Annotated in this window: 16 protein-coding genes; 4 read left to right on the top strand and 12 right to left on the bottom strand. The window is 67.1% G+C overall.

The window, feature by feature from the left end; genetic code table 11:
* Positions 1-123: 123 nt before the first annotated feature.
* Positions 124-1,194 (bottom strand): M23 family metallopeptidase, encoded by a 1,071-nt coding sequence (locus LGR69_RS32105; protein ID WP_230367836.1) that lies wholly within the window; start codon positions 1,192-1,194, stop codon positions 124-126.
* A gap of 394 nt (positions 1,195-1,588) precedes the next feature.
* On the opposite strand from LGR69_RS32105, the gene LGR69_RS26035 reads away from it, so the two are divergent.
* On the top strand, positions 1,589-2,905 hold the full coding sequence (locus LGR69_RS26035) for a tetratricopeptide repeat protein (RefSeq protein ID WP_230367835.1): 1,317 nt from the start codon (positions 1,589-1,591) through the stop codon (positions 2,903-2,905).
* Between the two features lie 50 nt (positions 2,906-2,955).
* On the opposite strand, the gene LGR69_RS26030 is transcribed toward LGR69_RS26035, so the two are convergent.
* Positions 2,956-3,525 carry a hypothetical protein gene (locus tag LGR69_RS26030; protein ID WP_230367834.1) on the bottom strand — a complete coding sequence of 190 codons (570 nt, stop codon included), beginning with the start codon at positions 3,523-3,525 and terminating at the stop codon, positions 2,956-2,958.
* A gap of 324 nt (positions 3,526-3,849) precedes the next feature.
* On the opposite strand from LGR69_RS26030, the gene LGR69_RS26025 reads away from it, so the two are divergent.
* Positions 3,850-4,134, top strand: a complete 285-nt coding sequence (locus tag LGR69_RS26025; RefSeq protein WP_230367833.1) for a PAAR domain-containing protein — start codon at positions 3,850-3,852, stop codon at positions 4,132-4,134.
* 58 nt (positions 4,135-4,192) lie between these two features.
* Here LGR69_RS26025 and LGR69_RS32235 read toward each other — a convergent pair whose 3' ends face one another.
* The 10 genes from LGR69_RS32235 to LGR69_RS25975 all read right to left on the bottom strand — a co-directional run bounded on the left by LGR69_RS32235 (position 4,193) and on the right by LGR69_RS25975 (position 20,065).
* Positions 4,193-5,830 (bottom strand): transglycosylase SLT domain-containing protein, encoded by a 1,638-nt coding sequence (locus LGR69_RS32235; RefSeq protein WP_370881403.1) that lies wholly within the window; start codon positions 5,828-5,830, stop codon positions 4,193-4,195.
* Between the two features lie 3 nt (positions 5,831-5,833).
* Positions 5,834-7,690 (bottom strand): serine/threonine-protein kinase, encoded by a 1,857-nt coding sequence (locus LGR69_RS26015; protein WP_230367832.1) that lies wholly within the window; start codon positions 7,688-7,690, stop codon positions 5,834-5,836.
* Positions 7,690-8,535 carry a PP2C family protein-serine/threonine phosphatase gene (locus tag LGR69_RS26010; protein WP_370881402.1) on the bottom strand — a complete coding sequence of 282 codons (846 nt, stop codon included), beginning with the start codon at positions 8,533-8,535 and terminating at the stop codon, positions 7,690-7,692. The genes LGR69_RS26015 and LGR69_RS26010 overlap by 1 nt, the downstream gene beginning before the upstream one ends.
* Positions 8,519-9,208 carry a type VI secretion system-associated protein TagF gene (gene tagF / locus LGR69_RS26005; RefSeq protein WP_230367831.1) on the bottom strand — a complete coding sequence of 230 codons (690 nt, stop codon included), beginning with the start codon at positions 9,206-9,208 and terminating at the stop codon, positions 8,519-8,521. The genes LGR69_RS26010 and tagF overlap by 17 nt, the downstream gene beginning before the upstream one ends.
* Before the next feature lies 1 nt (position 9,209).
* Positions 9,210-12,833 (bottom strand): type VI secretion system membrane subunit TssM, encoded by a 3,624-nt coding sequence (gene tssM / locus LGR69_RS26000; protein WP_230367869.1) that lies wholly within the window; start codon positions 12,831-12,833, stop codon positions 9,210-9,212.
* Between the two features lie 90 nt (positions 12,834-12,923).
* Positions 12,924-14,372, bottom strand: a complete 1,449-nt coding sequence (gene tssL, locus LGR69_RS25995; protein WP_230367830.1) for a type VI secretion system protein TssL, long form — start codon at positions 14,370-14,372, stop codon at positions 12,924-12,926.
* Positions 14,369-15,706 carry a type VI secretion system baseplate subunit TssK gene (gene tssK / locus LGR69_RS25990; RefSeq protein WP_230367829.1) on the bottom strand — a complete coding sequence of 446 codons (1,338 nt, stop codon included), beginning with the start codon at positions 15,704-15,706 and terminating at the stop codon, positions 14,369-14,371. Before tssK ends, tssL begins: the two co-directional genes overlap by 4 nt.
* 344 nt (positions 15,707-16,050) lie before the next feature.
* Positions 16,051-17,424, bottom strand: a complete 1,374-nt coding sequence (gene tagH / locus LGR69_RS25985) for a type VI secretion system-associated FHA domain protein TagH (protein WP_230367828.1) — start codon at positions 17,422-17,424, stop codon at positions 16,051-16,053.
* A gap of 213 nt (positions 17,425-17,637) precedes the next feature.
* Positions 17,638-18,192, bottom strand: coding sequence for a DUF6931 family protein (locus tag LGR69_RS25980; protein ID WP_230367827.1), 555 nt, complete (start codon positions 18,190-18,192; stop codon positions 17,638-17,640).
* A gap of 40 nt (positions 18,193-18,232) precedes the next feature.
* A complete protein-coding gene (locus tag LGR69_RS25975; protein WP_230367826.1) occupies positions 18,233-20,065 on the bottom strand; it encodes a type VI secretion system Vgr family protein in 1,833 nt (610 codons plus the stop codon).
* Positions 20,066-20,171: 106 nt separating this feature from the next.
* Here LGR69_RS25975 and LGR69_RS25970 point away from each other — a divergent pair, with 106 nt between their 5' ends.
* Together LGR69_RS25970 and LGR69_RS25965 are read left to right on the top strand one after the other, a co-directional pair.
* A complete protein-coding gene (locus LGR69_RS25970; protein ID WP_230367825.1) occupies positions 20,172-20,732 on the top strand; it encodes an OmpA family protein in 561 nt (186 codons plus the stop codon).
* Positions 20,733-20,745: 13 nt separating this feature from the next.
* The gene (locus tag LGR69_RS25965) at positions 20,746-22,080 is read left to right on the top strand and encodes a type VI secretion system protein TssA (RefSeq protein WP_230367824.1); all 1,335 of its coding nucleotides are present in this window, start codon (positions 20,746-20,748) and stop codon (positions 22,078-22,080) included.
* Positions 22,081-22,241 lie beyond the last annotated feature (161 nt).

Raw genomic sequence — 22,241 nt, 5'->3', positions numbered from 1 at the left:
CAAGCCTTCGGGGTGTTGCTTCGAGGGCCACCTCATGATTGGACGGGTGAGGAGACAAGCGTCATGTCTTGGCTGCGGCACACGCGGTGATCGATTTGCGTGCGATGAGCCGCTGCAAGCCCCTCAATCGGCTGCCTCGGCAGCGTCTGCTTCGGGTGTCGCGTCCGTCCGCACGAGAGGCCTGAGAACGCGCTCCCCCGCGGTCAGGAAGCGGAGCGGATCGAGCGGGTTGCCGGACAGCCGCGTCTCGTAATGCAGATGCGGTCCGGTCGAGCGTCCGGTCGATCCGACCGCTCCGACCACCGCACCCGCAGGCACCGCCTGACCGACGCTCACGCCGGTGGCCGAGAGGTGTGCGTAGCGGGTGACCAAGCCGTTCCCGTGATTGACCTCAACCAAGTTTCCGTAGCCGCCGCTTGGGCCCGCGGTGATAACGCGGCCGCTTGCAGTGGCGTGCACCACGGTTCCGACCGGGCTGCGAAAATCCATGCCGGCGTGCATCCGGCGCTCGCCGGTGAACGGGTCGGAGCGCGTCCCGAAATTGCTGGATCGGCCGACCTCGCCCTCGATCGGCGGCCGCAGCGGCACGGTCTCGGCCAGAGCCCGCCAACGCACGGCCTCCCCGAGCGCGGCGTCGGCGCCGGCCAGCGCCAGAGCGAAGGCTGGGCGCGGGTCCGACGCGGGGCGGGACGGGGGGCTCACGGGTTCTGGAGCAAGAGCGAGTTGCAACTCGGCGAACGCCCCACGCACGCGCTCGATCCGCGCACGCGCGAAGGCAAGAAAATGCTCAACGGTGCCAAATTGACGGGTCTCAACCCGGCCGAGTCCTGTCTCGATCTGGTCGAACTGCTCACGCAGTGTCTGTCCCGCGAAGGTGCGCTCGGTAGCCGACCCCTTCCGCATCGGCGGCTGTCGGGCCGAGTCCTCGGCTCGAGCCGGCGCATCGGGCGGGGGCGTCGCAGAGCCGGCGAGCGCGCGCTCTAGTGTGGATGCGAGCGCTGCGTCGCGGTTCTCAAGCTCGACTTGGCGCGTGATGATATCCGTCAGCCGCTCGGCCAGTCCGTCCTGCTCCAGCATTTGACTGCTCGCGACGCCAACCAGCCTGCGCGTCAGGGCCCGAACCTTGCCTTCGTGCTCTGCCTGACGGATGGCAGCCTCGTCGGTCAGCCGGCCGATCGTGCGCGCTTGAATCACCCCATAGCCGGTGGCGACGAAAGCCCAGCACGCACAGACTGCGAGCAGCGCCCAGGGAAGCGGCCTCCGGGACGGTTCCGCGGGCCGCGCGGCGCGGGTCAGCGGGCGCCTGTGGCTTCGGCTCAAGGTCACGCGTGCGGCCTCACATGCCATCGTCAATCGAAGGGTGCCGCTCGGTGCGAGCTCGGAGACATCCCGCGGCTAAGGCAGCGACGTTAACACACATCCGGGTCGATTTCGCAGCTGGAGGTTGTCTCAACGCGATGCGGTCCCGCGATCGGCCGATCGCTCGGCGACCCGTAGATTGTATTGACCTCGGCCAGCGCGCCAGCAACATTCGATGCCGAGTGTCGCCTGCACCTGCGACAGGCGCCCCGGTCAGGCGGAGGCCATGATGGACGGCGTCGGATCTGGCGGGCCGGCAGAGTTGACCCTCGACGACGCGCTGGAGATCGCCGCGCGTGCGCATCGTGCGCGCGACGTCCCGGTGGCCGAGGCGCTCTACGAGCGGATCCTGGCTGCCGCGCCCGACCACGCGGCCGCGCTCCACCTCTACGGCATGCTCCTCCACCAGACGAACCGGCCGCGCGAGGCAGTCCGGTTGATCCGCCGGTCCATCGAGATCGAACCGGAGGACCCAAGTGCGCACATCAATCTCGGCAATGTGTTCTTCGAGCTCGACCGGCCCGACCTTGCGATCGAGGCCTACGGCACGGCGATCACGATAGAGCCCGGCGAGATCGACGCACGCAACAACTTGGGCGTGGCCCTGCGCGTGCTGCGCCGGCCGGAGGAGGCGGAGGCGGTCTACCGCGAGGCGATCGCCCTCGATCGCGGGCACCGCGACATCTGGAACAACCTCGGACGGCTGCTGGCGAGCCAGGGGCGGATCGAGGAGGCCATCGCCGCCCATACGCGGGCGCTGGAGCTCCAACCCGCCGATCCCGGGACCCGCCGGTTCCTCGTGGCGGCCTACGCCGCGACGCGGGAGCACGATCGGGCCCTGGCGGTCCTCCGGGACTGGCTGCGGGACGACCCGGACGACCCGTCCGCCCAGCACCTGTTCGCAGCCATCTCGGGGAAGGACGTTCCCGAGCGCGCGAGCGACCGCTATGTGGCCGCGCTGTTCGACGGGTTCGCGGCGAGCTTCGACCACAAGCTGGCGCTCCTCGATTACCGCGCGCCGAGCCTGGTCGCGGCGGCGGTCGACGCCGCGCACGGCCCCGGGGCCGATCTGATCGTCCTCGACGCCGGGTGCGGCACCGGGCTGTGCGGCCCGGCGCTCCGGGCGCATGCCCGCGAACTGGTCGGCGTCGACCTGTCCGGGCGGATGCTGGACAAGGCACGACAGCGCGGCTGCTACGACCGCCTCAACGCGGGCGAGCTGACGCGCCATCTCGGCGACCGGCCGGCCGCCTACGATCTCGTCGTCTCCGCCGACACGCTGTGCTACTTCGGCCCCCTCGACGTGGTCTGCACGGCCGCAGCCGGTGCGCTCCGGCCCGGCGGGCGCTTCGTGTTCAGCGTCGAGGAGAGCAAGGGCGAGGGGTTCTCGCTCCACCCGCACGGCCGCTACAGCCACGCGCGCGGCTACGTCGAGCGCTGCCTCGCCGGTGCCGGCTTCTCGGTGGAGGTGGTCCGCCACGAAGCCCTGCGGATGGAGCGCGGCGAGGCTGTCCGCGGCCTCGTCGTCACGGCTCGGAGAGGTTGAAATGTCTGACCGGGGATGCCTCCCCGCCTGTAGCAACGTTTGAGGGGCTTTCAGGCTGTTTTCGCGACACGTCCGGCCGCATCGTATATTTGAGCTCGGCCGATGTTTAATTTTTCGAGCTCTTTTTCGGCTTTTCGAAGATTTCTTTTTATGCCAGCTTCTATCGATTGCGCTTCCATTTGACCGGATTTGCCGCGCTCGATGGATTGATACAAGGCCAGTGTGTCCTCAGCCAAGCCGACTATGATGTTCACTCCAGGAACGAAATCTGGAGCTTTCTTCTTTACGCCTTCTAGTAGAGATTTTTTCAAAATGTCTAAGGCTTTACTGGCGTGTCCATCAGTTCTGGTTCCGCTCTTGGCAGTTTTAGAATATATCTCTGTTACAAGGAGCTTGTATAAACCATTCGCAGTCTTCAATTCGAAGGCATTGATGATGATGTTCAATGGAATTATCATCGTGTTCATTGCGACTTCGAAATCATTCCAGAACTTCATCTTATCCCTGGAAATGGATAGGCCCGTTTGTGCCTGCTTGAGAAGCTCTATGCCTTCACTGACCGCGAACGATTTGTTATTGGTTATTTCAAGTTTTTTCTTGAGTGAGTCGGAAGCGGACATCGGGATTGCTCAAGCTGACGTGTTTAAGATATTTGTGGTATGGATGATTTGATGTACCGGGTCGTCTGAATCTACACTGTGGGCGAGATAGCGCTAGAGGGATGTGCGTCCGCCTCGGACGAAACCGTGTCCCAGCGATGGGCCAGTAGCTTCGCACCCACGGAGGCCAATATCTTCTGAACCCGAGCCCATCGACATCTTCCCGTTCCTACCGCAGCTTCGGACAGTTCTCGGACCGATCCGTAGCATCGCCTCCGTAAAACGCGTAACCTGTAATCGTCGGACGACTGAGTCCGCGCATGGACAGTCACGGCCCCAATGGGAATGCCCGCCGCCCGCATCACCGACATGCACACCTGCCCCATGGTCACGGTGCTGGTGCCCCATGTCGGCGGTCCGATCGCCGCGCCCTGCTGCCCGACCGTGCTGATCGGCGGCCTGCTCGCGGCGCGGGTCGGTGACACGGCCGGCTGCGTCGGGCCGCCGGACGCGATCGTCCAGGGCTCGCCGACCGTGCTGATCGGAGGGCAGATGGCCGCGCGGATCGGTGACATGACCGCCCATGGCGGCGTGATCGTCGCCGGCCTGCCGACGGTGCTGATCGGCTGAACGGCCGGCCGCGGCCGGACGGCGCGTCGCAACGTTTCAGCTGCGCCGCGGGGATATATCATTTTCCCGTCGCGACCGGCACGATCCGCGGCTCCGGCGTGTTCGGCACGCTCACAGCCTTCACGCTGCTGTAGCGGTCGAGGCGCAGGGAGATCATCGTCTCGAACTTGCTGCGCACCTCCGAGACGGACAGGCTCTTGCCGCCGCCACTACCGTAGAAGATCGGCTTATTGGCCGCTGCGGGCTTCGGCAGCAGTTCGGCCGCCACCGTGTCGGGCTTGCGCGTGACCTCGTCGATCATCCGCTCCGCGCCGTCTGGCCCGAGGAAATGGACGAGGTAGACCTCGCCGCCGGTCAGGTTGCGGCCGATGCGCTTGGCGATGCGCAGGCTGTCGCGCTTGAGCATCTCCGCGGCGAGCACGGCCGAGAGGTAGGGATCGCGCCGTAGGTCGAGGATGCGGATGCGCTGCGGACTGGTGACGTCGCCCCCCGCGAGCAGCGCCGCCTCCTGCTCCAAACCGTAGCGCGGGCCGAATTCGCGCACCACGCCGAGCCAGGTCTTCTCGATGAACTGGTACAGGCCGGAGGCGGACGAGGTCTGGGCCTGCACTTCGGTCTTGAAGCTCGACTCCTTGTCGGCGATGGCCATGAGGAGCACCGGGTCGACACTCGTCGCCCGCGAAGCCCGGACGATCTTCTCGACGAGGTAGCGCCGGATGCGCATCGGCCCGAAGGTCAGGAGCTCATCCGGGTTGCGCGGGCCGTTGCCTTCCAGTTCGCGCGCCAGCGCCGTGTAGGCGGCCAACTCCGGCCGGTTGCCGGCGTTGGCCCGCACGGCGCCGATGTCGCCCTCGACCAACGACTTGGCGGCACCGGCCGAGAGCTTCACCGCCGGCGGTGCCAGGGCCTGCGCACCGGCAAGTCCCGCGGAACTGCCCTGACCCGACTGCGGCGCGACGCGGATGGAGGGCGCGAGCGGCGAGTTCGGATCGGCGTCGACATCGGTGACGTTGTAGAGCTGTGCTGCGAGGTCCGCACTCACGATGATGACCGGCTTGTCCTCGCCCAGCGTCAGGGTGGCGGTGGCCTGCTCGACCTCCTCGTCGGGCTCGGGCGCCTGCGGCACGATCAGCCAGCCGACCCCGACGCCGATCAGCATCAGCGCGGCGACCGCGCCGAGGCCGAGGAACGGCAGGTGCCGGGTCGAGGCGGCGGATGTGAGCGCGCCCAGGGATTCCCATAGGGTCTCCCGGTCGACCGCTGCAGATTGCGGCGTTGGCTGCGCCGACGCACGGTGGCGGGCGACGAAGGCGGCGATCTCCGGGAACCAGCGCGCGTCCGTCGCCGGGTCGGCGGCGGCCTTGAGGCGCCCGATCCCGGCCTCGATCTCGCCTGCCGTACGCCGGTCGAGCCTCAGGCGGCGACGCAACGCCCCCGCGCCCGCCCCTTCCCGTGCGGCGAGGTCGACGGCGTGGAACCACTGGACCAGCATGGGTCGGGACTTGGCGAACGGCGTACCTTGGCAAGGGAAGACCTTCATGCCGCAGGAACGGCAGGAGAAGGCCCTGTTGCGGCTCTCGCGCAGAAAGCCCTGGCGGCCGCCACAGGCGGCGCAGGGCGCGTCGGCGAAGTGCAGCCGCATGACTTCGTCGAGGCAGGCTTCCTCGGTCAGCGGAGGTTCGGCTGCGCCGCGCATGGCTCAGTTCCCGACCTTGATCTGGTGGACCGCGAGGCCGAACCCGGATCCCGGCCGGTCCATCGCCTGCCGGAGCTCACTGAAAGCCGGGATCGAGCTGTTGGCGCGCGGCACGGTGATCGGATCCCGGCTTCCGGCGGCGACAACGAGCTGCGCGCGGCTTGCCCCATAGGGGGGGATCTCCAGGCGCACCGCGAAGCTCGCCTGGCGGCCCGACCGTTTCACGTAGCGCGCGAGGTCGTGCACGGAGCCGTCGCGCTCGACCAGGAAGAGCGCGACGTTCTGGGCATCGCCGAGGTCGACGGTGCCGCGCAATTCCTCGCCGTCGCGCAACCGATCCCTGTCGAGTCGCAGTTTCGGGACGTTGGCGGGTTTGGTCTGCGCCTGCCGCGCGAGGAGATCCACAACAACGCATTGGTCGGGCTCGACCTGCCGCAGCTGGATCTTGGCCTCGAACCCGAACGCCTTCTTGAAGGCCGCGTCGAAATCGGCGAACGGCCGTGCCGTGGTCCCATAGGCCTCAATGACCGCCTCCTGCGCGCTGACCGCGGTCGGGCTCAGGAAGAAACATTCGCCGCCGCGATAATCGCGCACATAAGCGGCGACCCGCTCCATGGTCGGCTGGGCCGGGGGCGGCGCGATCGGTTCGAAGTCGGGATCGGGAGCCCGCGCGCGTTCGGGCTGCCGCGGCGGTTCGGACGGGATCGGTGCGACCGGAGGTTCCGCCCGCTGCCGCCCGATCTCCGGCTGTGGCACGGCATCCGGAGGCGCGCGCGTCGCGTCCGGCCGGGGCTCGGACGGTGGCGGGACCGGCTCGGGGGGCGGAGCGGGCCGCGGCCTTTCCGTGAGGATCGGCCCGGTCTCTTCGGACGTCGGTTTGGTCTCGGGCCACAGCAGGCTCGCGGCACCGATGCCGAGCGCCAGAGCGGCAGCCGCTCCGCCGACCGCGATACCGATCCGGCCCCGCTTCGTCGCTTTGACCAAGCCCCTCGGCGGTGGCGCGACGCGGGTCGTCGGTGCGACCCACGCTTCGACTTCGACCATGCTCTGCGGCCGCATCCGCGGGTCCGGCCGCAGCATGCTCTCGAGCAGCGGGACGAGCCGGGAATCGACGCCGGCGAGGTCCGGGACGGCGGTGCGCTTGGCGATGAAGTCGACGTGGCCGCCGCCCATGTCGAGGGCGCGGCCGCGACTCGCCTCCGCGAGGACGAGGCCGAGGCTGTAGATGTCTGACCGCGGCGTTATCTCGCCGCCCTGCAGGCCGCACTGCTCGGGTGAAACGTAGGCGTACTTGCCGGCGAAACCGTCGCCGATCACCGTCTGCGTCTCGGCGAGGCGCGCGATCCCGAAATCGATGAGCTTGGCCCGGCCTGGTTCGCCCGCCGGGAGGATGATGTTGTCCGGCGTCACGTCCCGGTGGACGATTCCCGCCTCGTGCGCCGCTCCAAGGCCACCCGCGAGGCGCCGCCGGAGGGTATCGACGGCCTCGTAGCCGAGCGGTCCGCGCTTGAGCAGGTCGGCCAGCGATGCGCCGGTGACGTACTCCATCGCCAGGAACGGCAGGCCGAGCCGGCGATCGACCGAGAACACGAAGTAGCGGACCACCGCGCCGTGGTGGACGTTGTGGAGCGCCGACGCCTCCTTACGGAACAGGGCCAGCGCGGTGGCATTCTCGGCGAACTCCGCGCGCATGACCTTGATGGCGACAGTGTCGCCAGTCTCGATCGCATGCCCGCGAAAGACCTCGCCCATGCCGCCGACGGCGATCGGCTCGTCGATCTCGTAGAGGTCGCTCAGGCGGGTCCCGGGACCGACCCGGGCGCCGGCGCGCGCATCGACGACGGTTTGTCCCTCTCGCATCAGGAGCCTCCCGCGGCGGGACGGCCGGGTCGAATCAACGTCGACCCGGTGCCGGCGATCGGACCGTCTTCCCGATCGCCCTGGTAGCCGCACCGGATGACGACCACGGTAACGTTGTCGGTGGCGCCGCGCTCCAGGGTGAGATCGAGCAGCGCGTCGCAGGCCCATTGCGGCGCCGAGGTGCCGGCGGCCTGAAGGATGTCGCGGTCCCCAACATGGCCCGTGAGCCCGTCGGAGCAGATCACGAAGACGTCACCCGGCAGCACCGCACCCTGCTCCAGCTCCATTCCCGGACGCTCGTGGACGCCGACGGCCCGGGTCAGAACGTGCCGTCTCGGCCACGCCGCCATCTCGGCCGCGTTCAGGATGCCGCGCTCGAACAAGTCGCGGCCCTCTGTGTGATCGCGGGTGAGCTGCTCGATGGCCCCATCGCGGATGCAGTAGATGCGGCTGTCCCCGGACCATACGCAAGCAAAGTCCCGCCCGAAGACCAGCAACACTGCCACGGTCGACCCGATCACGCCGCCGCGGACGGCACCCGTCGCCCGCAACTCGGCATTGGCGCGCAGTATCCTGTCCTCCAAGCGTGCCATCAGGTCGGCCGCCGATACGGCAACGCCGATCGAGGCCAGGGCGCCGATCACGGTGGCGCTCGCGAGTGCTCCGTCTTCATGCCCGCCCATCCCGTCGGCGACGGCGAAGACGCCAATTTCCGGTGCGACGAGGAAGCCGTCCTCATTGTGAGATCGCACGCGGCCGGGATGGCTGACACTGCCGCTGTCGAGGCGCAGCAGGTCGATCGGGAGGCTCCCGTTGGCGGGATCGGGATCAGGTTTCGTGGGCATCGAACCGCCCCGTGAGGAAGCCGGAGAAGAGGTGGGGATCGGGCATGCCCCGGCAGGTGAGCGCGAGCGCCGGGAACCCCGCGCCGCCAGCCGTCCACCAGTAGCTCATGCCCGCATACAGTCCGGAACGAGCGAGCGGGCGCACACGGCTGAGAGCCGCCGCGACGTCGCCCGCCTCGACCGGCCCGGCCCACGCTTGGCCGCGCAGCCGAAAGATTCCCGCGACCGATGCGGGCAGGCCTGGGGGGAAAGCCTCCGGCAGGGCCGCGAGGCCCGCCGTCACTGCTTCGAAGGCCACATCCTGCGAGAGTGTTGACAGCAGAAAGGACTCGGCCGATCCGAACCAGCTCTCGAATGGCTCGACCTCCGGCGGTGGCAGACCCTCGGGGTGGTCCGCACGGCAGAACAGAGTCAGTGGGAAATAGCGCCCGACCCCATCGGCCGAAGGCATGAGGGCCCCGAGCAGAGCTTCGCCCGCGATGTCGGCACCGAGCCAGAACCGCCAGATCGGCGCACGCAAGTAAGCCGCGGTCCAGCCAGCGCCCATCCCGTGCCGACTCGCCGAGATGGCGCCCTGAAGCCACGGCTCCCAGGCATTTAGGACGGCATGCGGCATCGCCATTGCGATGAAATCGCGCCGCGCCGGGAGTTTGCCGTAGAGGCAGCAGGGCACGTCAGATCCCCGTCGGGCAGCGGAACTCGCGCAAGGCCGGCAGCGCGAGCGGATTCTGCGAGGTGTTCACTTCAAACTTGTACGAGACCTGCCGCGTCCCGGCGGCCAGGGTAGCAACGACGGCGTCTCCCTGTTTGAGTACAGACCCCGAATCGAGCAACCGGAACAGCGACCACGCGCCAGTCCTCTCGGCCACGGTACTTGGTCCGCTCGAATTGCCGAAGAAGCTCGGCGGTCCTTCCACCTGAAGCACCGTCCTGCCCGGCACCGCTGGACCCGGCCACTGCACGGCCGTGGCCGGGGCGACACCACCCTGCATGGTGACGACGCTGCCGTTCACATCGAGCTTGATCTGTCCGGCCTCGCCGGCAAGCGTCAGGGGCGTCACGGAGAAGGTGACCGAGGGCATCGTGCCGCCCGTAGAGAAGAAGGTCTCGCGGATCTCCGCGGCCCGCTGGAACTCTCGCAGCGTCGCTGCCGAAAAGCTGCGGGCGACCTGATCGTCGATCCGCCACGTCCATTGCGGCCGCGAGCGGTCGGTGCGGTTGGCGAGATTCTGCGTGAAGAATTTGTCGAATGCGCCGTTGGGACCGAACAGTTTGGCGAAATCGGCGAGCGGCACCTCGCGGTCGCTCGTGCGCGCGAACGGGTAGCGGTTCATCGCAATCTGGGCACAGTCGCGAATCACCTCGTCGGCCAGCGACTTGCCGATCTGCGACACGGCAGCGCCCGCCGCGCTGCCCTCGAACTCGGCCGCGATCTGGCGGATCATCGCCTCAAACGGAGCAGGGAAGCGCGCGGCGAGGGCCCGGAGGGCTGCGGTCTGGGTAACAAGCGTATTGTTGGCGACCGCCGCTTGGTTCGGGTTCGTGGCCTCCAGCGCGGCGTTCTTAATCTCGTTGAGCACGTTGACGAGCGCGTCCGTGGTGCGGCGGCCCGGATCGCCCTCGGTCAGGACTTGGAACGGCCGGAAGGCCGCCTCGATGTTGGCCCCGGGCGCTTGATTTGCCGGCATCGCGAAGCGCTCGACCGGTGCCATGCCGCTGGCCGAGATTGCGGTGCCGGCCACATTCCGTCCGAGGGCGACGACCGCGTCGCCGGTGCCCATCGGCATGGCGGAACCGACGCGCTGCTCTAGGGATTTCGCCACCGCGCTGGCCGCAGCCTTGGTGTGGTCTATGGCTCCCGCCGGCCGTTCGCGCGTCAGCCGCGTCTCGTCGCGGATCGATTCGAGGATTTGCCGGAACGGCGAAGTCGGAGCCGCGATAGCCTGGAGGGCGACGTAACGCGGTTTGTCGGCGGCGAGCGGGCGGACTTTCAGCCGCCGCAGCGCGCCGGTCCAGGCCTGCTGGAATTCGCGGGCGTAGACCTTCATGAGGTCACCGAACAGGGAGCCATATTGGGCTCGGACGGATTGTTGCTCGCCGGCTGGTCCCAGGACCCAACGGTCGCGCTCAGCGATGTCCTGAGCGTCGCCGAACCGGTCGATGAACGCGTTGAGGAACCCGTCGTAAGTGAAAAAGAACGGCACCCGTACGCTGTCGAGGTCGGCCCCGCCGGCAGCTTCGAAGACGAGACCGGCATCGGGGCCGGCGGCCTTCGCTGCCGTCCAGTCGCGGGCCGTCGCCGGCCGCGCTTCGGACTTAAGGACTTCGTAGGTGCGCTCGGCGACGCTGAGCCGGGCGAGCGTACGCTGGCTGTCCTCGATCAGGGCTTGGTTTACTGTGACGAGGGGCGTGCTGCCGTCGTCGAGGTCCAGCATCGCTTGGAGGTGATCCTCCAAAAGCTGCCGGCCTCGCGCAAAGCCTGCGCCTGGATAAAGGTTCTCGGTCCAGTCCCGCCGGAACCACCCCACGACGAGGTTCCTGTCGAGCGGCACCTCGGCGCGGCCGCCCAGCATCAGGTAGACCTTCAGCGCCTCGTAGATGAAGCCGGGATTGGCGCGATTGGCCTCAAGCTGCTCCTCCAAGCGGAAGATGAGGCGTGGTCGGAACAGGCGCTCAAGGCCCGCCCGGTAGGCCGTCTCGGCAGCCGATCGCAACCGCGGCCGCTGGCTGAGGCCGAAGGTCGCCATGATCGGCTCGCCTTCCCCCCGGCTCGCGTAGCCCGTCGGCAGGTAGCGCAGCGCGTTGAGCAGCGGCAAGACCTTCGAGAAATTGCGGTCTGCCACGACCGGCTCGCGCAGCGTCTCGGTGGCGTCGGCGCGGTACTTGCTCGTCAGGCTGCTGGTGAGTGTGATCAACTGTCCATTGCGCAGGAAGCTCGTCCACCACAGCCCAACAAGCAGCGCAGCGCCGAGCGCCAAGCCTGCGTAGGTGCCAAGCCGCAGAAGGTTCGCCCGGCGCATCGCGGCGCGGTTGGTCGAGACCCAGCCCGCCTCGCCGATCACGACCTTCCTCAGAAGATCGGTCAGGAAATAGCTCCGACCGCGGCCGGAATAAGCCGCGGCGCTGACGTCCTGCGAGCCGAAGCTGCGCGAGAGCGCACCGATGAGTTGGTCAATCGGCGTGCCTTCTTGCGTGCCCGACGTAAAGTAGAATCCGCGCAGCGTTGCGTTGACGTGGAAACGGCTCGGCTCAAAAACCCGGCCGAGGAAATCGACCACCCGTCCGCGGATCGCTGCCATCTGGCTCGGGAAGCCGAACAGGACTACCCGGGCGGTCGGCGCCACCTCGTCCTGGAGGCGGTCGGGCATCCATTCGTTGAGGCGCTCGACCAGAGCATCAAACTCCGCCGGCACCTCACCGACCATGTTGCGCGTCTTGTCGGCCGTCTGGAAGGTATGGCCCCAGACCATCTGCCGCTCGGCTTCGGAGAGCTGACCGAAGAATTCGCTGAAGCCGGCGATGAGGTCCGCCTTCGTGAAGATTACGTAGACCGGGAAATCGACCTTCAGGTGGTTGTGCAACTCGATCAGGCGGGCCCGCACTGCGGAGGCGTGTGCTTCGACGCCGTCATCACCACCTATCAGCAGATCCTCAATGCTGATCGCGACGAGGACGCCGTTGATCGGTTGGCGCGGACGCGCACGTCGGAGCAGATCGAGGAAAGCAAGCCAACTCGACCGATCGCCCTTGGGGGAGGAATCCTGGGTGGTGTAGCGTCCAGCCGTATCGATCAGTACGGCGTCCTCGGTGAACCACCAGTCGCAATACCGCGTGCCTCCGATGCCGGCGACGGCCTCCGGGGTCCGCCCCTTCGCCAGCGGAAACTTGAGGCCGGAGCGGACAAGGGCGGTGGTCTTACCCGCTCCAGGCGGCCCGATGATGACGTACCACGGCAGGTCGTAGAGATAGCCGCTCTTGCCGCCCCGCGCCTTCTTCAGCGTCGCGAGCGCATCGCCCATCCGTTCCTGGAGGACCGTTCCGTCGCCGGCCTCGGCCTCGGGACTGGCGATCTCGGCCTGGAGCGCGCGCGTTGCCTTCCGGCGCGAGTGCCAATCCCAGCCCATCGCGGCGGCCACCCCACCTACGACGAGCGCACAGAGGAGGGCGCGGGGCCACGCCGCCTCCAGGGGGCGCGCATCGGCGATGGCCAGGAGCGGGCCTGCCCACCAGATCAGGGCCGACAGGCTGAGTCCGCCAAGAACCAGGGCTGCGCGCCATATCCACGCCTGTAACGTCATCACCCCGAAACCTCGATGCGGCCCCGCACCAGAGCCTCCCGCCGGACAGTGTCCCGGCCCTTCTCTCCCGCCGCGTCCCGCACAACGGCCTCAGCGCTCGCGCTGGACAACGATGTCCACGCGCCGATTGCGGGCTCGGCCCTCCGGCGTCTTGTTGCTGGCGATTGGCGTGTCCGCGCCCTTGCCCTCGACCGCTAAGCGGTCGGGTTTCGACAAACCGGACCTGAGGACGGCGGCGACCGCCTTCGCTCGCGCTTCGGACAGGACGAAGTTCGACGGGAACAGGACCGTCTTGATCGGGATCGCGTCGGTATGGCCCATGACCTTGATCGAGCCCGCGCCCTTTTCCAACAGGCCGGCGAGGCGTTGCAGCAGGGGGACGAACGTGGGCTTGACCCGGGCGTCCGCTGGCGGGAACAGCGCCGCGGCCACGCGCAGGACGATTTGGTTGCCGGACTCGATCACGGCGATTGCGTTGTCGTTGATCTCCGCCTTCAGCGCGTCTTGGAACCGGCCGGCCTGACTCTCCGGCTGCGGTGGGGGCGGTGGGGGCGGTGGGGCGTAGACCCGCCGCTGGATGCTGATCTCCGTCATCGGGTGGAGCAGGGTGAGTTCCGCGGCGGCGCCTTCAGCGTTCCCGACGAGGAGCAGGCGTAGGAGCAGGAAAAGGCCGAGCAGCACCGCGCCGACGACGGAACCCGCGGCCCAGAGCGGCACGTGGAAGCGTTTGGCCTCGGGCGGAATGATCTGCCCCTGCCAGCGCGGCGAGACCTCGCGATCGACGCTGCGGGTCCGACGGAGCAGTTCGTAGAGCTCACGCTGGATCCGCTGGAGGTTCGCTGCGCCGCCTCCGCCCGTGCGGTGAACGCCCTGGAAGCCGATGCCGAGGCATGCGTGGATCAGCTCCAGCAGGTCGTAGTTGCCGATCGGGTCGACCTTGGCCCTGTCGAGTTCCTCGAAGAAGCGCACGCCGCCGACGCGCTCGCCGAAGAAACGGCTCAGCATGCTGTACTGGGTCCAGACGTGCCGCTCGTCGGTGGGGATGTTCTGAACGATGTCGTCGGCGGTGGCGCAGACGATGTACTTCGCGGCACGCACCTGCTCGGCGGATACCCCGGCCGCGCGAGCATCCTTCTCGAGATCCTCGATGCTGGCAGCAACCTGCTCCATCAGGTTCGAGAACGAGGCTGTGGAGAGCTGCACGCGCAGCCGCCCGAGCAGCAGCATCAGGGGAGCGGCCGCGCGCAGGAGCGGGTTGGCGTTGGGCGCCACCACCACATCCCGCTTCATGACCAAAGCGCGCCCGGATGGCTCCGCGGGCGGGCGGCGGGCGGAGAGATCGGAGGTTGCCCAGTCGTCCTGTGGCGGTGCCGGCGCCTGCGGCCGGTAGGGGGCGGCCTGGAGGGGAGGGGCCTGATGGGGAGAGGCCTGGCCCGAACGGGCCGCCGGAGCGGCGGGCATCGGATCGGGCACCCGCCCGCGCCCGCCTGGGTCAGGCAGGATAATCGTCCGATCGCTCCGGCCGAACGGATCGCTCATCGCCGGACGTCCAGCACCGCCCACAGCTCCAGTTCGAGCTGTGGCCAATCACCGGAGAAATGCATCCCGATCGAGCTTGCCACCGAGAACTCGGGCCACAGCGGCGATTGCCGGTCGAGCAGGAAATATACGTGATCGGTGATCGCCCGGATCTGCGGCGGCGGAGTCGGCAAGTGCACAAGCGGCACACCGGGCAGGTTGGCGTGCACGATCTCGCTCATCTGCGTGTTCGGGCCGACCTTGAACAGGTGCGGAAACTCGGACTGGATCTCGGTGAGTGGCCGACGCGCTGCGACCTCGAGGACGAGGCTCGCGTTGCGGAACAGGTTGCGGTCCCGGATCATCGAGACGAAAGCGTTCGACGCCCGCTCGACGATCGGCAGCCGGATGGCCCTGCGGCCGAGCTGTGCCGAGAGGAAATCCTGGATGTCGCGCAGGACCGGCATGAACACGGTCTCTAAGTCGTCGTGATCGTAGGCCGGGTAGGTACGGGCGCGCCGGTCCGCGGTGGTGAAGGTTGCGAGTTCGCCGGCCAAGCGCAGCAACTCCTCGTAGAGCCGCTCGGGGTGCACGAAGCGGGACGCTGCGAAATGCTGCAGGACCGGGATGTGCCGGTTGAGCAACTGCAGGATGAAGTAGTCCGCGCTCTGCAGGCCGCCGCCCGCGGTCGGGTCGGCGGCGTAGCGTGCGAGTTCCTCCAGCTTGTTCTCGACCCAGCCTATGACTCGCTCGATCCAGCCATGCACCACCGGATGGCTCGAACTGGTAAGGACCGGCGGAGCGAAGGTCTCGTCGAAGACGATGGCCCGGTCGCGCACCTCGACGATGCGAGCGATCGCCAGGGCGACGTAGCCGGGTTTGGCGGTTTTGCGGAGTTCGTAGGCGAGGCGTGGCTGGGCTACCTCGATCTCCTCCTCGATCCGCAGGGCCGAGGTCGTGTCGATCAGTCGGACGTTGGCGGGCACGAAGCGGCTGGCGCTGTCGGCCTCGGCGCTCTCGACCTCGCGCGTATTAGGGGCGCCCACCGGCAGGGTCAGCCAGACCAAGTACTTGCCGGCACTTTCTGGAACCTCGATCGGGGGCGGCGGCGGCATCTCGGCTGGGATGTCGAAGGGGGTGCCGTCCGGCATGATCCCGGCAGCACGGCGCACGGCAAACCGGCTCTGCTGTGCGAGGTCGCGGTCTATCTCCAGCGACGAGAACCCCCAGGGGTACGGGGTGACGTTGCGGGTCCTGCTCTCAACCAGGCCCTCGACGTACCGGTCGTGCTGCTGAAGATGATGTGGTCGAAGGAACAGCCCTTCGGTCCAGATCACCTTGTTGCGCCAGGACATCGCCGCCCGCTCTCCCAATGCGCCCCGGAGCATCGGGCCGAAAACCCGGACCGGGGCGATGCTCCAGATTTTTGACTCTGCGTAGTTTGTCCCGAGAGCTGGTGAACGCTTTTCGGGACGATGCTCCAAGTGCACCAGCGAGTCGCTCACATGGGTCCGCTCGGTTCGCTGCTTGGCGCGAAGGCAGGCATAACGACTTTTTACGTCAGGGCCAATGCTCTGGTTCCCCTAGGACTATCGATCTCGGATCCGTAAGTATCACATCCGCCATATATCCCCATGATTTCGGGGCGCCTGTGTACTTCCGGTCACGGCACGAAGGACGGCCGTCCGCGCCCGCCCAGCTACCGAACCTTGTCGTAGCAGTCCGCGAAGAACACCATGAAGGCATCGACCATGCCCTCGTCGTGCAGCGAGGCCAGAGCATCCCAGCGCGTCGTGTAGATGTCCCAGAGGCGCGCCTTGCGCGAGCCGAGCAGCCCACCGAGGCCACGGTCCTTCTCGTCGGACGCCACGATACCCTCGGGGCTCAGTTCCTCCGCCAGGAGGCGGAGGGCGTTCTGCATGGCCGCGTAGGTCTTGATCTGATGGGTCTTGAGGTCGCGGAAGCTCACCTCCATTGCCCGCCGTGCTTCGAGGTAACCGCTCGACGGGCGGCCCATCATGATGCGCAGGGCGTCGTCGACCGTCGGCGAGAACTTCAGAGGGTTGTTGTCGAGCGCCTGGATCGTCGTCTGGTTCGCGGCTCTGGCCGCGCGCTTCGATTCGGTCCGAGCGGCCAGCAGCTGTTTCACGTTCTCCGCATTCAGGCGCAGAATTGCGCCCGCTTCCTCGGCGAGGTCCCCAGCGTCCTGCCACGCGAGGATCTCGGGCGGGATGCCGAGGCCGGCGGCGAAGCGCCGGACGAACGTGTCGGCGTCGAGGTCGGCACTCCCAGACCTCGACGGTTCCGCGGCGGGGGGCGAGGAGGGCCCCGGTGCACCCGCAAATCGAGCCCCGTCGGACACGGCCCAGGGATCGCTCGCAGACGGGATCTCTGGGGGTGAGGCCGGGGCTACGCGGACCGGAGACGTGGGACTCTGGGGTGCGACCACCGGAGGATCGAAAGCGGGCGTCGGGAAGGGTGGCTCTGGGGGGCGCCGCGGGACGGGTAACGGCGTGGGTTTCGGAACTTCCCAATCCGGCACTGCGCCGGGCCCTTCCGATGGGCGGGTGCCGGCCAGGCCCGCGGGCTCCGGGAGGTCGACCAGCCAATCGACAAAGTCGGGGCGGACGGGACGAAGCGCGTCGGGCGACCTGAGGTGATGACTCGGGACCGACGGAGTTTCGGCGGCCACGTCCCAATAATCCTGTGCCGCGGCCGGGCGCACCGAAGGCGAGGCCTGCGCGTGGGCGGCCGCGCCGTCGATCCGGGCGAGGATAACGTACTGGCCGATCTGAATGCGGTCCCCGTCCTTCAGCTGGTAGGCTTCCTGCAGGCGCTGCGCGTTGCGGTTCACGAACACGCCGTTGCGAGAGACGTCCCGCAGCCAGAAGCCTCCGTCCCGGTGGCGTATCTCGGCGTGTTTGCCGGAGATTACGCGGTCCGGATCGGGGAGCGTCCAATCGAGGTACTGATCGCGGCCGATGTCGATCCCACGCTTGCCCGACAGGCTGATGCTGAGCGGGCCCCCGTCGGGAAGGACGGTAAAATTCTCAATCTGAAGGGTGAGTGTCATCGTCCGTTCCGATGGCCACACTGGGCCACGCGCAGCGCGGTGCAACTCGCGTTCCCTGTTCCTACCACACACAGCCGCGACGAAGCGGGGGAACTCGCACGTCGCACCGGGTTGCCTCTGGGAGCGGATTGCTCCGGATGGCGTCCAGTGTGCCACCTTCGCGCGACCGCGGCGAGGGTGGTGCGCATTCACGCGCGGGCTCGGCCCGTGCGGTCACCGAGTCCCACGGTGCATCAACGATACGCCGAGGTCGATGCAAGCCTGAAGATGGTTCGAACGGTCCCGCGCGCTGACAGTCGCAAGCGCTACGAGGACCGCTGTCCGAACGGCCCTTGGGGTCATCTCCGGGGTCGCCTGCACGATAGCCTGAGCGCTCGGCCCGACATTGCCGCCCGACCAGCCCGCCGCGAGCGCCACCCAGGGCGTGGCGAGTCGCTGGTTGCTCGTCATGCCCAGGCGCAGCGCCTCGCGGCGCAGCAGGTCGTCCGGGTCGCGGACCCAGTTCTCGGCAGCCTGCAACGGCGCATCCTCCTGGCCGACCGCGATCCGACAGAGGAGGCGCACGCTCTGGGCACCCCACCAAACCGCCTCGCGGCGCCCGAGGGCGTAGGCCAGCAGGCTGACCCCGTCCTCCGGCGTCTCGCTGTGCCGCACCCGCTCCAGGAACGGAAGTGGCGGCTCGTCGGTCGGCCCTGCGGTAAAGTCGCGCTCTGCGCTCGGGAACGCGGCGAACAAATCCCGCGCGGTGCTGAAACGGCTGCCTGCCACGGGGGACCATTATATCTTGAGGACCGTCACGTACGGGGGCTCAATTCAGCGTGATGAGAGGCGCCTTCTCTTCGATCAGCGCCGTACCTTGCAGCTTGATCATTCCGGCCTCGATAGTGATCGAGGCCGGGTCCATGGTGATCTTGCTCGCGCCGCACTCAATCACGACCTTGGTCCCCGCCTTGATGTGCACTTCCTGGGCAACGTCGTTCTTCCAGTTGCCGCTCTCGACCTTGAAGCTGTCGTCCCCGTTCTTGATCACCGTCGTGCGCGAGGGCTTTCCGCTCGGCGTCTCGAAGGCGACGCCGACCTCGCGGGTCTCGGCGTGGCGCACCACCGCGTCCAGGTCCTTCTCGGCACGCACGTCGATCTTCTCCGAAGATTTCTTATCGTCGAACGTCAGTTGATTGTATCCCCCGTGCCCCTTGGTCGAGTCGGACTTCATGCCCGAGACCGTTTTTTCGCTCGGCAGCTTGAAGGGATAGGGGTATTCCTTATTGTACACCGTCCCGACCACGAGCGGATGATCCGGGTCCCCCTCCAGGAACTGCACCACGACTTCCTGGCCGACGCGCGGGATGACCTGGAAGCCCCAGGACTTGCCTGACCACATTTGTGCCACGCGCACGGGGCGGGAGATCCTGTCCTTGTCCCGGTTCCAGTGGAACTGCACGAAGATCCTCCCCTCCTCGTCGACATCGATCTCCTCGCCTTCCTTGCCCTTGCGCGCGGTCACGAGGGCGGTCTGTGGCCCCTGCACCCTCGGACGAGGCGTGATGAGCGGCGCGCGGTAGGGTCGGTCGATCGGCTGCAACTCATAGGTGCCGTGGTACAGTGCGCCCGCGCCCGAGCCAGTGCCGCTGCGGTAAGCCTCTGGACTGATCACGTGGCGGGCCGAGACGACGAGGTACTGCCCGTCATCCGAGGGGTGGTTCCGAATCGTCACAAGCGCTCCGGGGTAGAGGCTCGCAGCATCGCCGGTGGCGCTGCGGCGGTGGTCGGGCGCCTGCTCGGCCTCGAGCTGCACCTTTGCGCGCTTCTTTCCGAGATCCCGCTCCGTGTAGCGGCCCGGAAAGTCGTAAGCCTCCAGGGCCGCCTTCTCGTACCGTTCGGAACCGCTGGAATCCGCCTTCAGGTTGGCGGTTGGCTTCATGTAATCGAAATCGTTCGTCGCGAAGGTGCCGGTGCGGAATCGTCGGTCGGCGCGCCACGCCGAGACGTGCTCGCGTTCGCGCCGGTCTCGCTCAGTCAGTGGGATAAACGGTATGGCGCCACCGCCCGCCTCGACCGGCCGATGACAGGATCGTGAATCGGCAAGAATCAGAAGATGTTTGTTGGCGCTGTGCTCGTAGAACGTGTACAGACCCCACTCTTCGAGTAGGCGACTGACGAAATTCAGATCACTTTCGCGATATTGCACGCAATATTCGATTTTTTCATAGTCGCCGCGATTGGCCTTGACCTCGAAATCGCCGAAGCCGGCGCCCTTGAATACGTCCTCGACGATATCCAGGACGGTCTTGTCCTTAAAGATGCGGCAATCCGACCGGCGGCCGAGAAGCCAGAGCCAGGGACGGAGCGTCAGTCTGTAGGCATGTAGATCCTGGTGGACGCCGGCCCATTGCGCATCCACAACGATACCGTTGTAGTATCTATCGACGTCATCGTAAGATCGGAAACGAATGTGCGCATTCCGACCGAGTAGCTTGTCAAAATCGTAATTCGGATCCTCGCACAGGGCCTCGACTCTATATTCGAACAGGCGGTCGAGGCCTTCTTCGGCGTCCAAATGAACGAGCACAAACTTGTCGCGACCGGCGGTCGTTACGATTTCGGCAATGCGGCCTTGCTGCGAAGGGGCTCCGTAGTCCACGATCTGATCCGCGCTGGCGTTACTGCCCTATCCGCGTTAGACTAGTTCTCACGCGATCGCTAGTTAATCATCGATCGGCCCCGTTTGAGGTGTCAAGTCTCATATCATGAGTGCTTCGATCCGGCGCCCTGCCCGCATCCTGACCCTCACGCTGTTCGCGGCTGCCGTTTCTGCGGCGACGGCGGCCTGCGCCGATCCGGCCTATAAGGCGTCGGACATCGTCAAACACTTTGCGCCGGCCAAGCGTGCCGACCTCGGGGAGACGCGCGCACTCTGTATCGGCACGGAGAGCGAGTGTGCGAAGCAGGTCCAAGACCGCTCAAAGCCGGTCGAAGGCTTCGACCTGCGGGTGAATTTCGACTACAATTCGACCAACCTCACGGCATCCGCCCGGTCGAACCTCGACGAGTTCGCGCGTGCCCTCAGCGACCCAGCCCTGGATAGGGCGCAGTTCGTCGTCGAGGGGCACACCGACGGGACCGGCAGCGACGCGTTCAACCTCGATCTCTCAATGCGTCGAGCGCGGTCGGTCGTGGATTTCTTGACAGCGCACGGCATCCCGGCCGCGCGGCTGGAGGCGAAGGGCTATGGCAAGCTGAAGCCCCTGGTCCAGGACTCATTCTCCAGCCAGAACCGGCGGGTCGAGACACGTCTGAGGGCGGATTAGGCGCTCGCCTCTTATGGCACTCGACATCAATCCGGATCGGTTCCTCGATCCGATTACCGAGGCCTTGCCCTGCGGAGACGACCTCGATGAGGCCGGGGATCCCGATTTCCTAAACGGCGTCGCGCGCGCCGAGAGCCGGCTGCCGTCCTTCTACCTCTACCGGGAGGGGGGCGAGCTGAAGATTTTCGATCGCTCCCACATCGATTTCGCGCGAGAGTCAGAGCTCCTCCTCGACCTTCTGGATCGGACGCGCGACCTGCGCCTCTTCGCACTGCTCGGCAGGCTGGCCATGCTCGACCGCGATTTGCGCGGATTTGGGCAGGTTCTCGCAGCGGTCGCGGGGCTCCTCGAAGCACGATGGGACGGCGTGCATCCGCGCGGCGCAGGAGACGATTACGATTTCCGCGCCGCCGTCCTGCAGGCCCTCGAAGACAATCCGACCGTCATCCTGCCGCTCCAGCACACGACGCTGTTTCGAAGTCGCCGCTACGGACCGATTACCTTCCGGAACCAGATGGTGGCCACCGGCGAGGTACCGCCGGCCGGCCAGGATCCGGGGCCCGACCGCGCCGCGATCACGCGTGCGCTTGAGGACGCGGAACCGGACACACTGGCGGCGACGCGAGTCGATCTCGCGACGGTCGCCGATGCAATCGGCCGGATCGGGGCCGCCACCCTGTCCCGCGGCGGCGGCGGAGGCGCCGTCGACCTGGGGCGGCTGAAGGAGCTCATCGCGCGCATGCGCGAGTTCGTCGGCGCTCCCGATGGGGTGCCGGCCACACCACAAGCGGGGGCGCAGGAGCCCGCTCTCGCGGTGCCCGCGTCCGTTCACGTGCCGTCCGTCGGCGCAATCACGAGCACGTCTCAGGCCGCGTCAGCCCTTGCGGCAGCGGCGCTCTATCTCCGGACGCATGAACCGTCGAGCCTTGCCGAAGTTCTCGTGCGGCAGGCTCAGACCCTCGTTGGCAAGTCCTTCGTCGAGGTGATGCGCATCCTGATGCCGGATCAAGCCCCCGAGGTTGCCATCGTGCTCGGTGCCGGGCGCAAGTTGCGCCTGACGTTCGACCAACTCGCTGCGGTGCCGGACGTCGGAGGGGTGGACCAAGCCTCGGATCCGACGCTCGATCAGAGCCAAAATGCTACGGAGGCGTCGGACGCGTCCGCACCCAAGTTCCGCGCGACGACGAGGGGCGAGGCCGTCGCGCTGCTACGCGAGACAGGACACTATTTCCGCCAATCGGAGCCCGCCAGCCCGATCCCGCTCCTACTTGAGAAGGCCGCAGCCCTCGCGGACCGTGATTTTCTCGCCGTTCTCAAAGATGTGCTTTCGGATCCGGGGGCGGATTAACCCCTCGTTCGCAGTTGATCCGTCGGGCGCACTGGGCTGCGGACGCCGCGGCGACATCCAAGAAGCTAAACTAGTCAAATTTAGTCTCTATTTTTACTCGATTAATTGGATTGTTTGACAGCAAGTCCTTGATTGAATTAATGTGCCGCTTCTGGGGTACA

Origin of the sequence: Methylobacterium brachiatum (assembly GCF_020523825.1) — a bacterium.
Taxonomy (GTDB): domain Bacteria; phylum Pseudomonadota; class Alphaproteobacteria; order Rhizobiales; family Beijerinckiaceae; genus Methylobacterium; species Methylobacterium brachiatum.
The sequence above is the reverse complement of the archived record's forward strand: the minus strand, read 5'-3'. Positions and strand labels throughout refer to the sequence as shown.

What these genes read in the sequence shown, in the direction of transcription:
- tssL (WP_230367830.1), bottom strand. Translation starts at nt 14,372, where the DNA reads ATGAGCGATCCGTTCGGCCGGAGCGATCGGACGATTATCCTGCCTGAC.
- LGR69_RS26025 (WP_230367833.1), top strand. Translation starts at nt 3,850, where the DNA reads ATGCCCGCCGCCCGCATCACCGACATGCACACCTGCCCCATGGTCACG.
- LGR69_RS32235 (WP_370881403.1), bottom strand. Translation starts at nt 5,830, where the DNA reads ATGCGCGGCGCAGCCGAACCTCCGCTGACCGAGGAAGCCTGCCTCGAC.
- LGR69_RS26010 (WP_370881402.1), bottom strand. Translation starts at nt 8,535, where the DNA reads ATGCCCACGAAACCTGATCCCGATCCCGCCAACGGGAGCCTCCCGATC.
- LGR69_RS26035 (WP_230367835.1), top strand. Translation starts at nt 1,589, where the DNA reads ATGGACGGCGTCGGATCTGGCGGGCCGGCAGAGTTGACCCTCGACGAC.
- LGR69_RS25970 (WP_230367825.1), top strand. Translation starts at nt 20,172, where the DNA reads ATGAGTGCTTCGATCCGGCGCCCTGCCCGCATCCTGACCCTCACGCTG.
- tssM (WP_230367869.1), bottom strand. Translation starts at nt 12,833, where the DNA reads ATGACGTTACAGGCGTGGATATGGCGCGCAGCCCTGGTTCTTGGCGGA.
- tssK (WP_230367829.1), bottom strand. Translation starts at nt 15,706, where the DNA reads ATGTCCTGGCGCAACAAGGTGATCTGGACCGAAGGGCTGTTCCTTCGA.
- LGR69_RS26015 (WP_230367832.1), bottom strand. Translation starts at nt 7,690, where the DNA reads ATGCGAGAGGGACAAACCGTCGTCGATGCGCGCGCCGGCGCCCGGGTC.
- LGR69_RS26030 (WP_230367834.1), bottom strand. Translation starts at nt 3,525, where the DNA reads ATGTCCGCTTCCGACTCACTCAAGAAAAAACTTGAAATAACCAATAAC.
- tagH (WP_230367828.1), bottom strand. Translation starts at nt 17,424, where the DNA reads ATGACACTCACCCTTCAGATTGAGAATTTTACCGTCCTTCCCGACGGG.
- LGR69_RS25965 (WP_230367824.1), top strand. Translation starts at nt 20,746, where the DNA reads ATGGCACTCGACATCAATCCGGATCGGTTCCTCGATCCGATTACCGAG.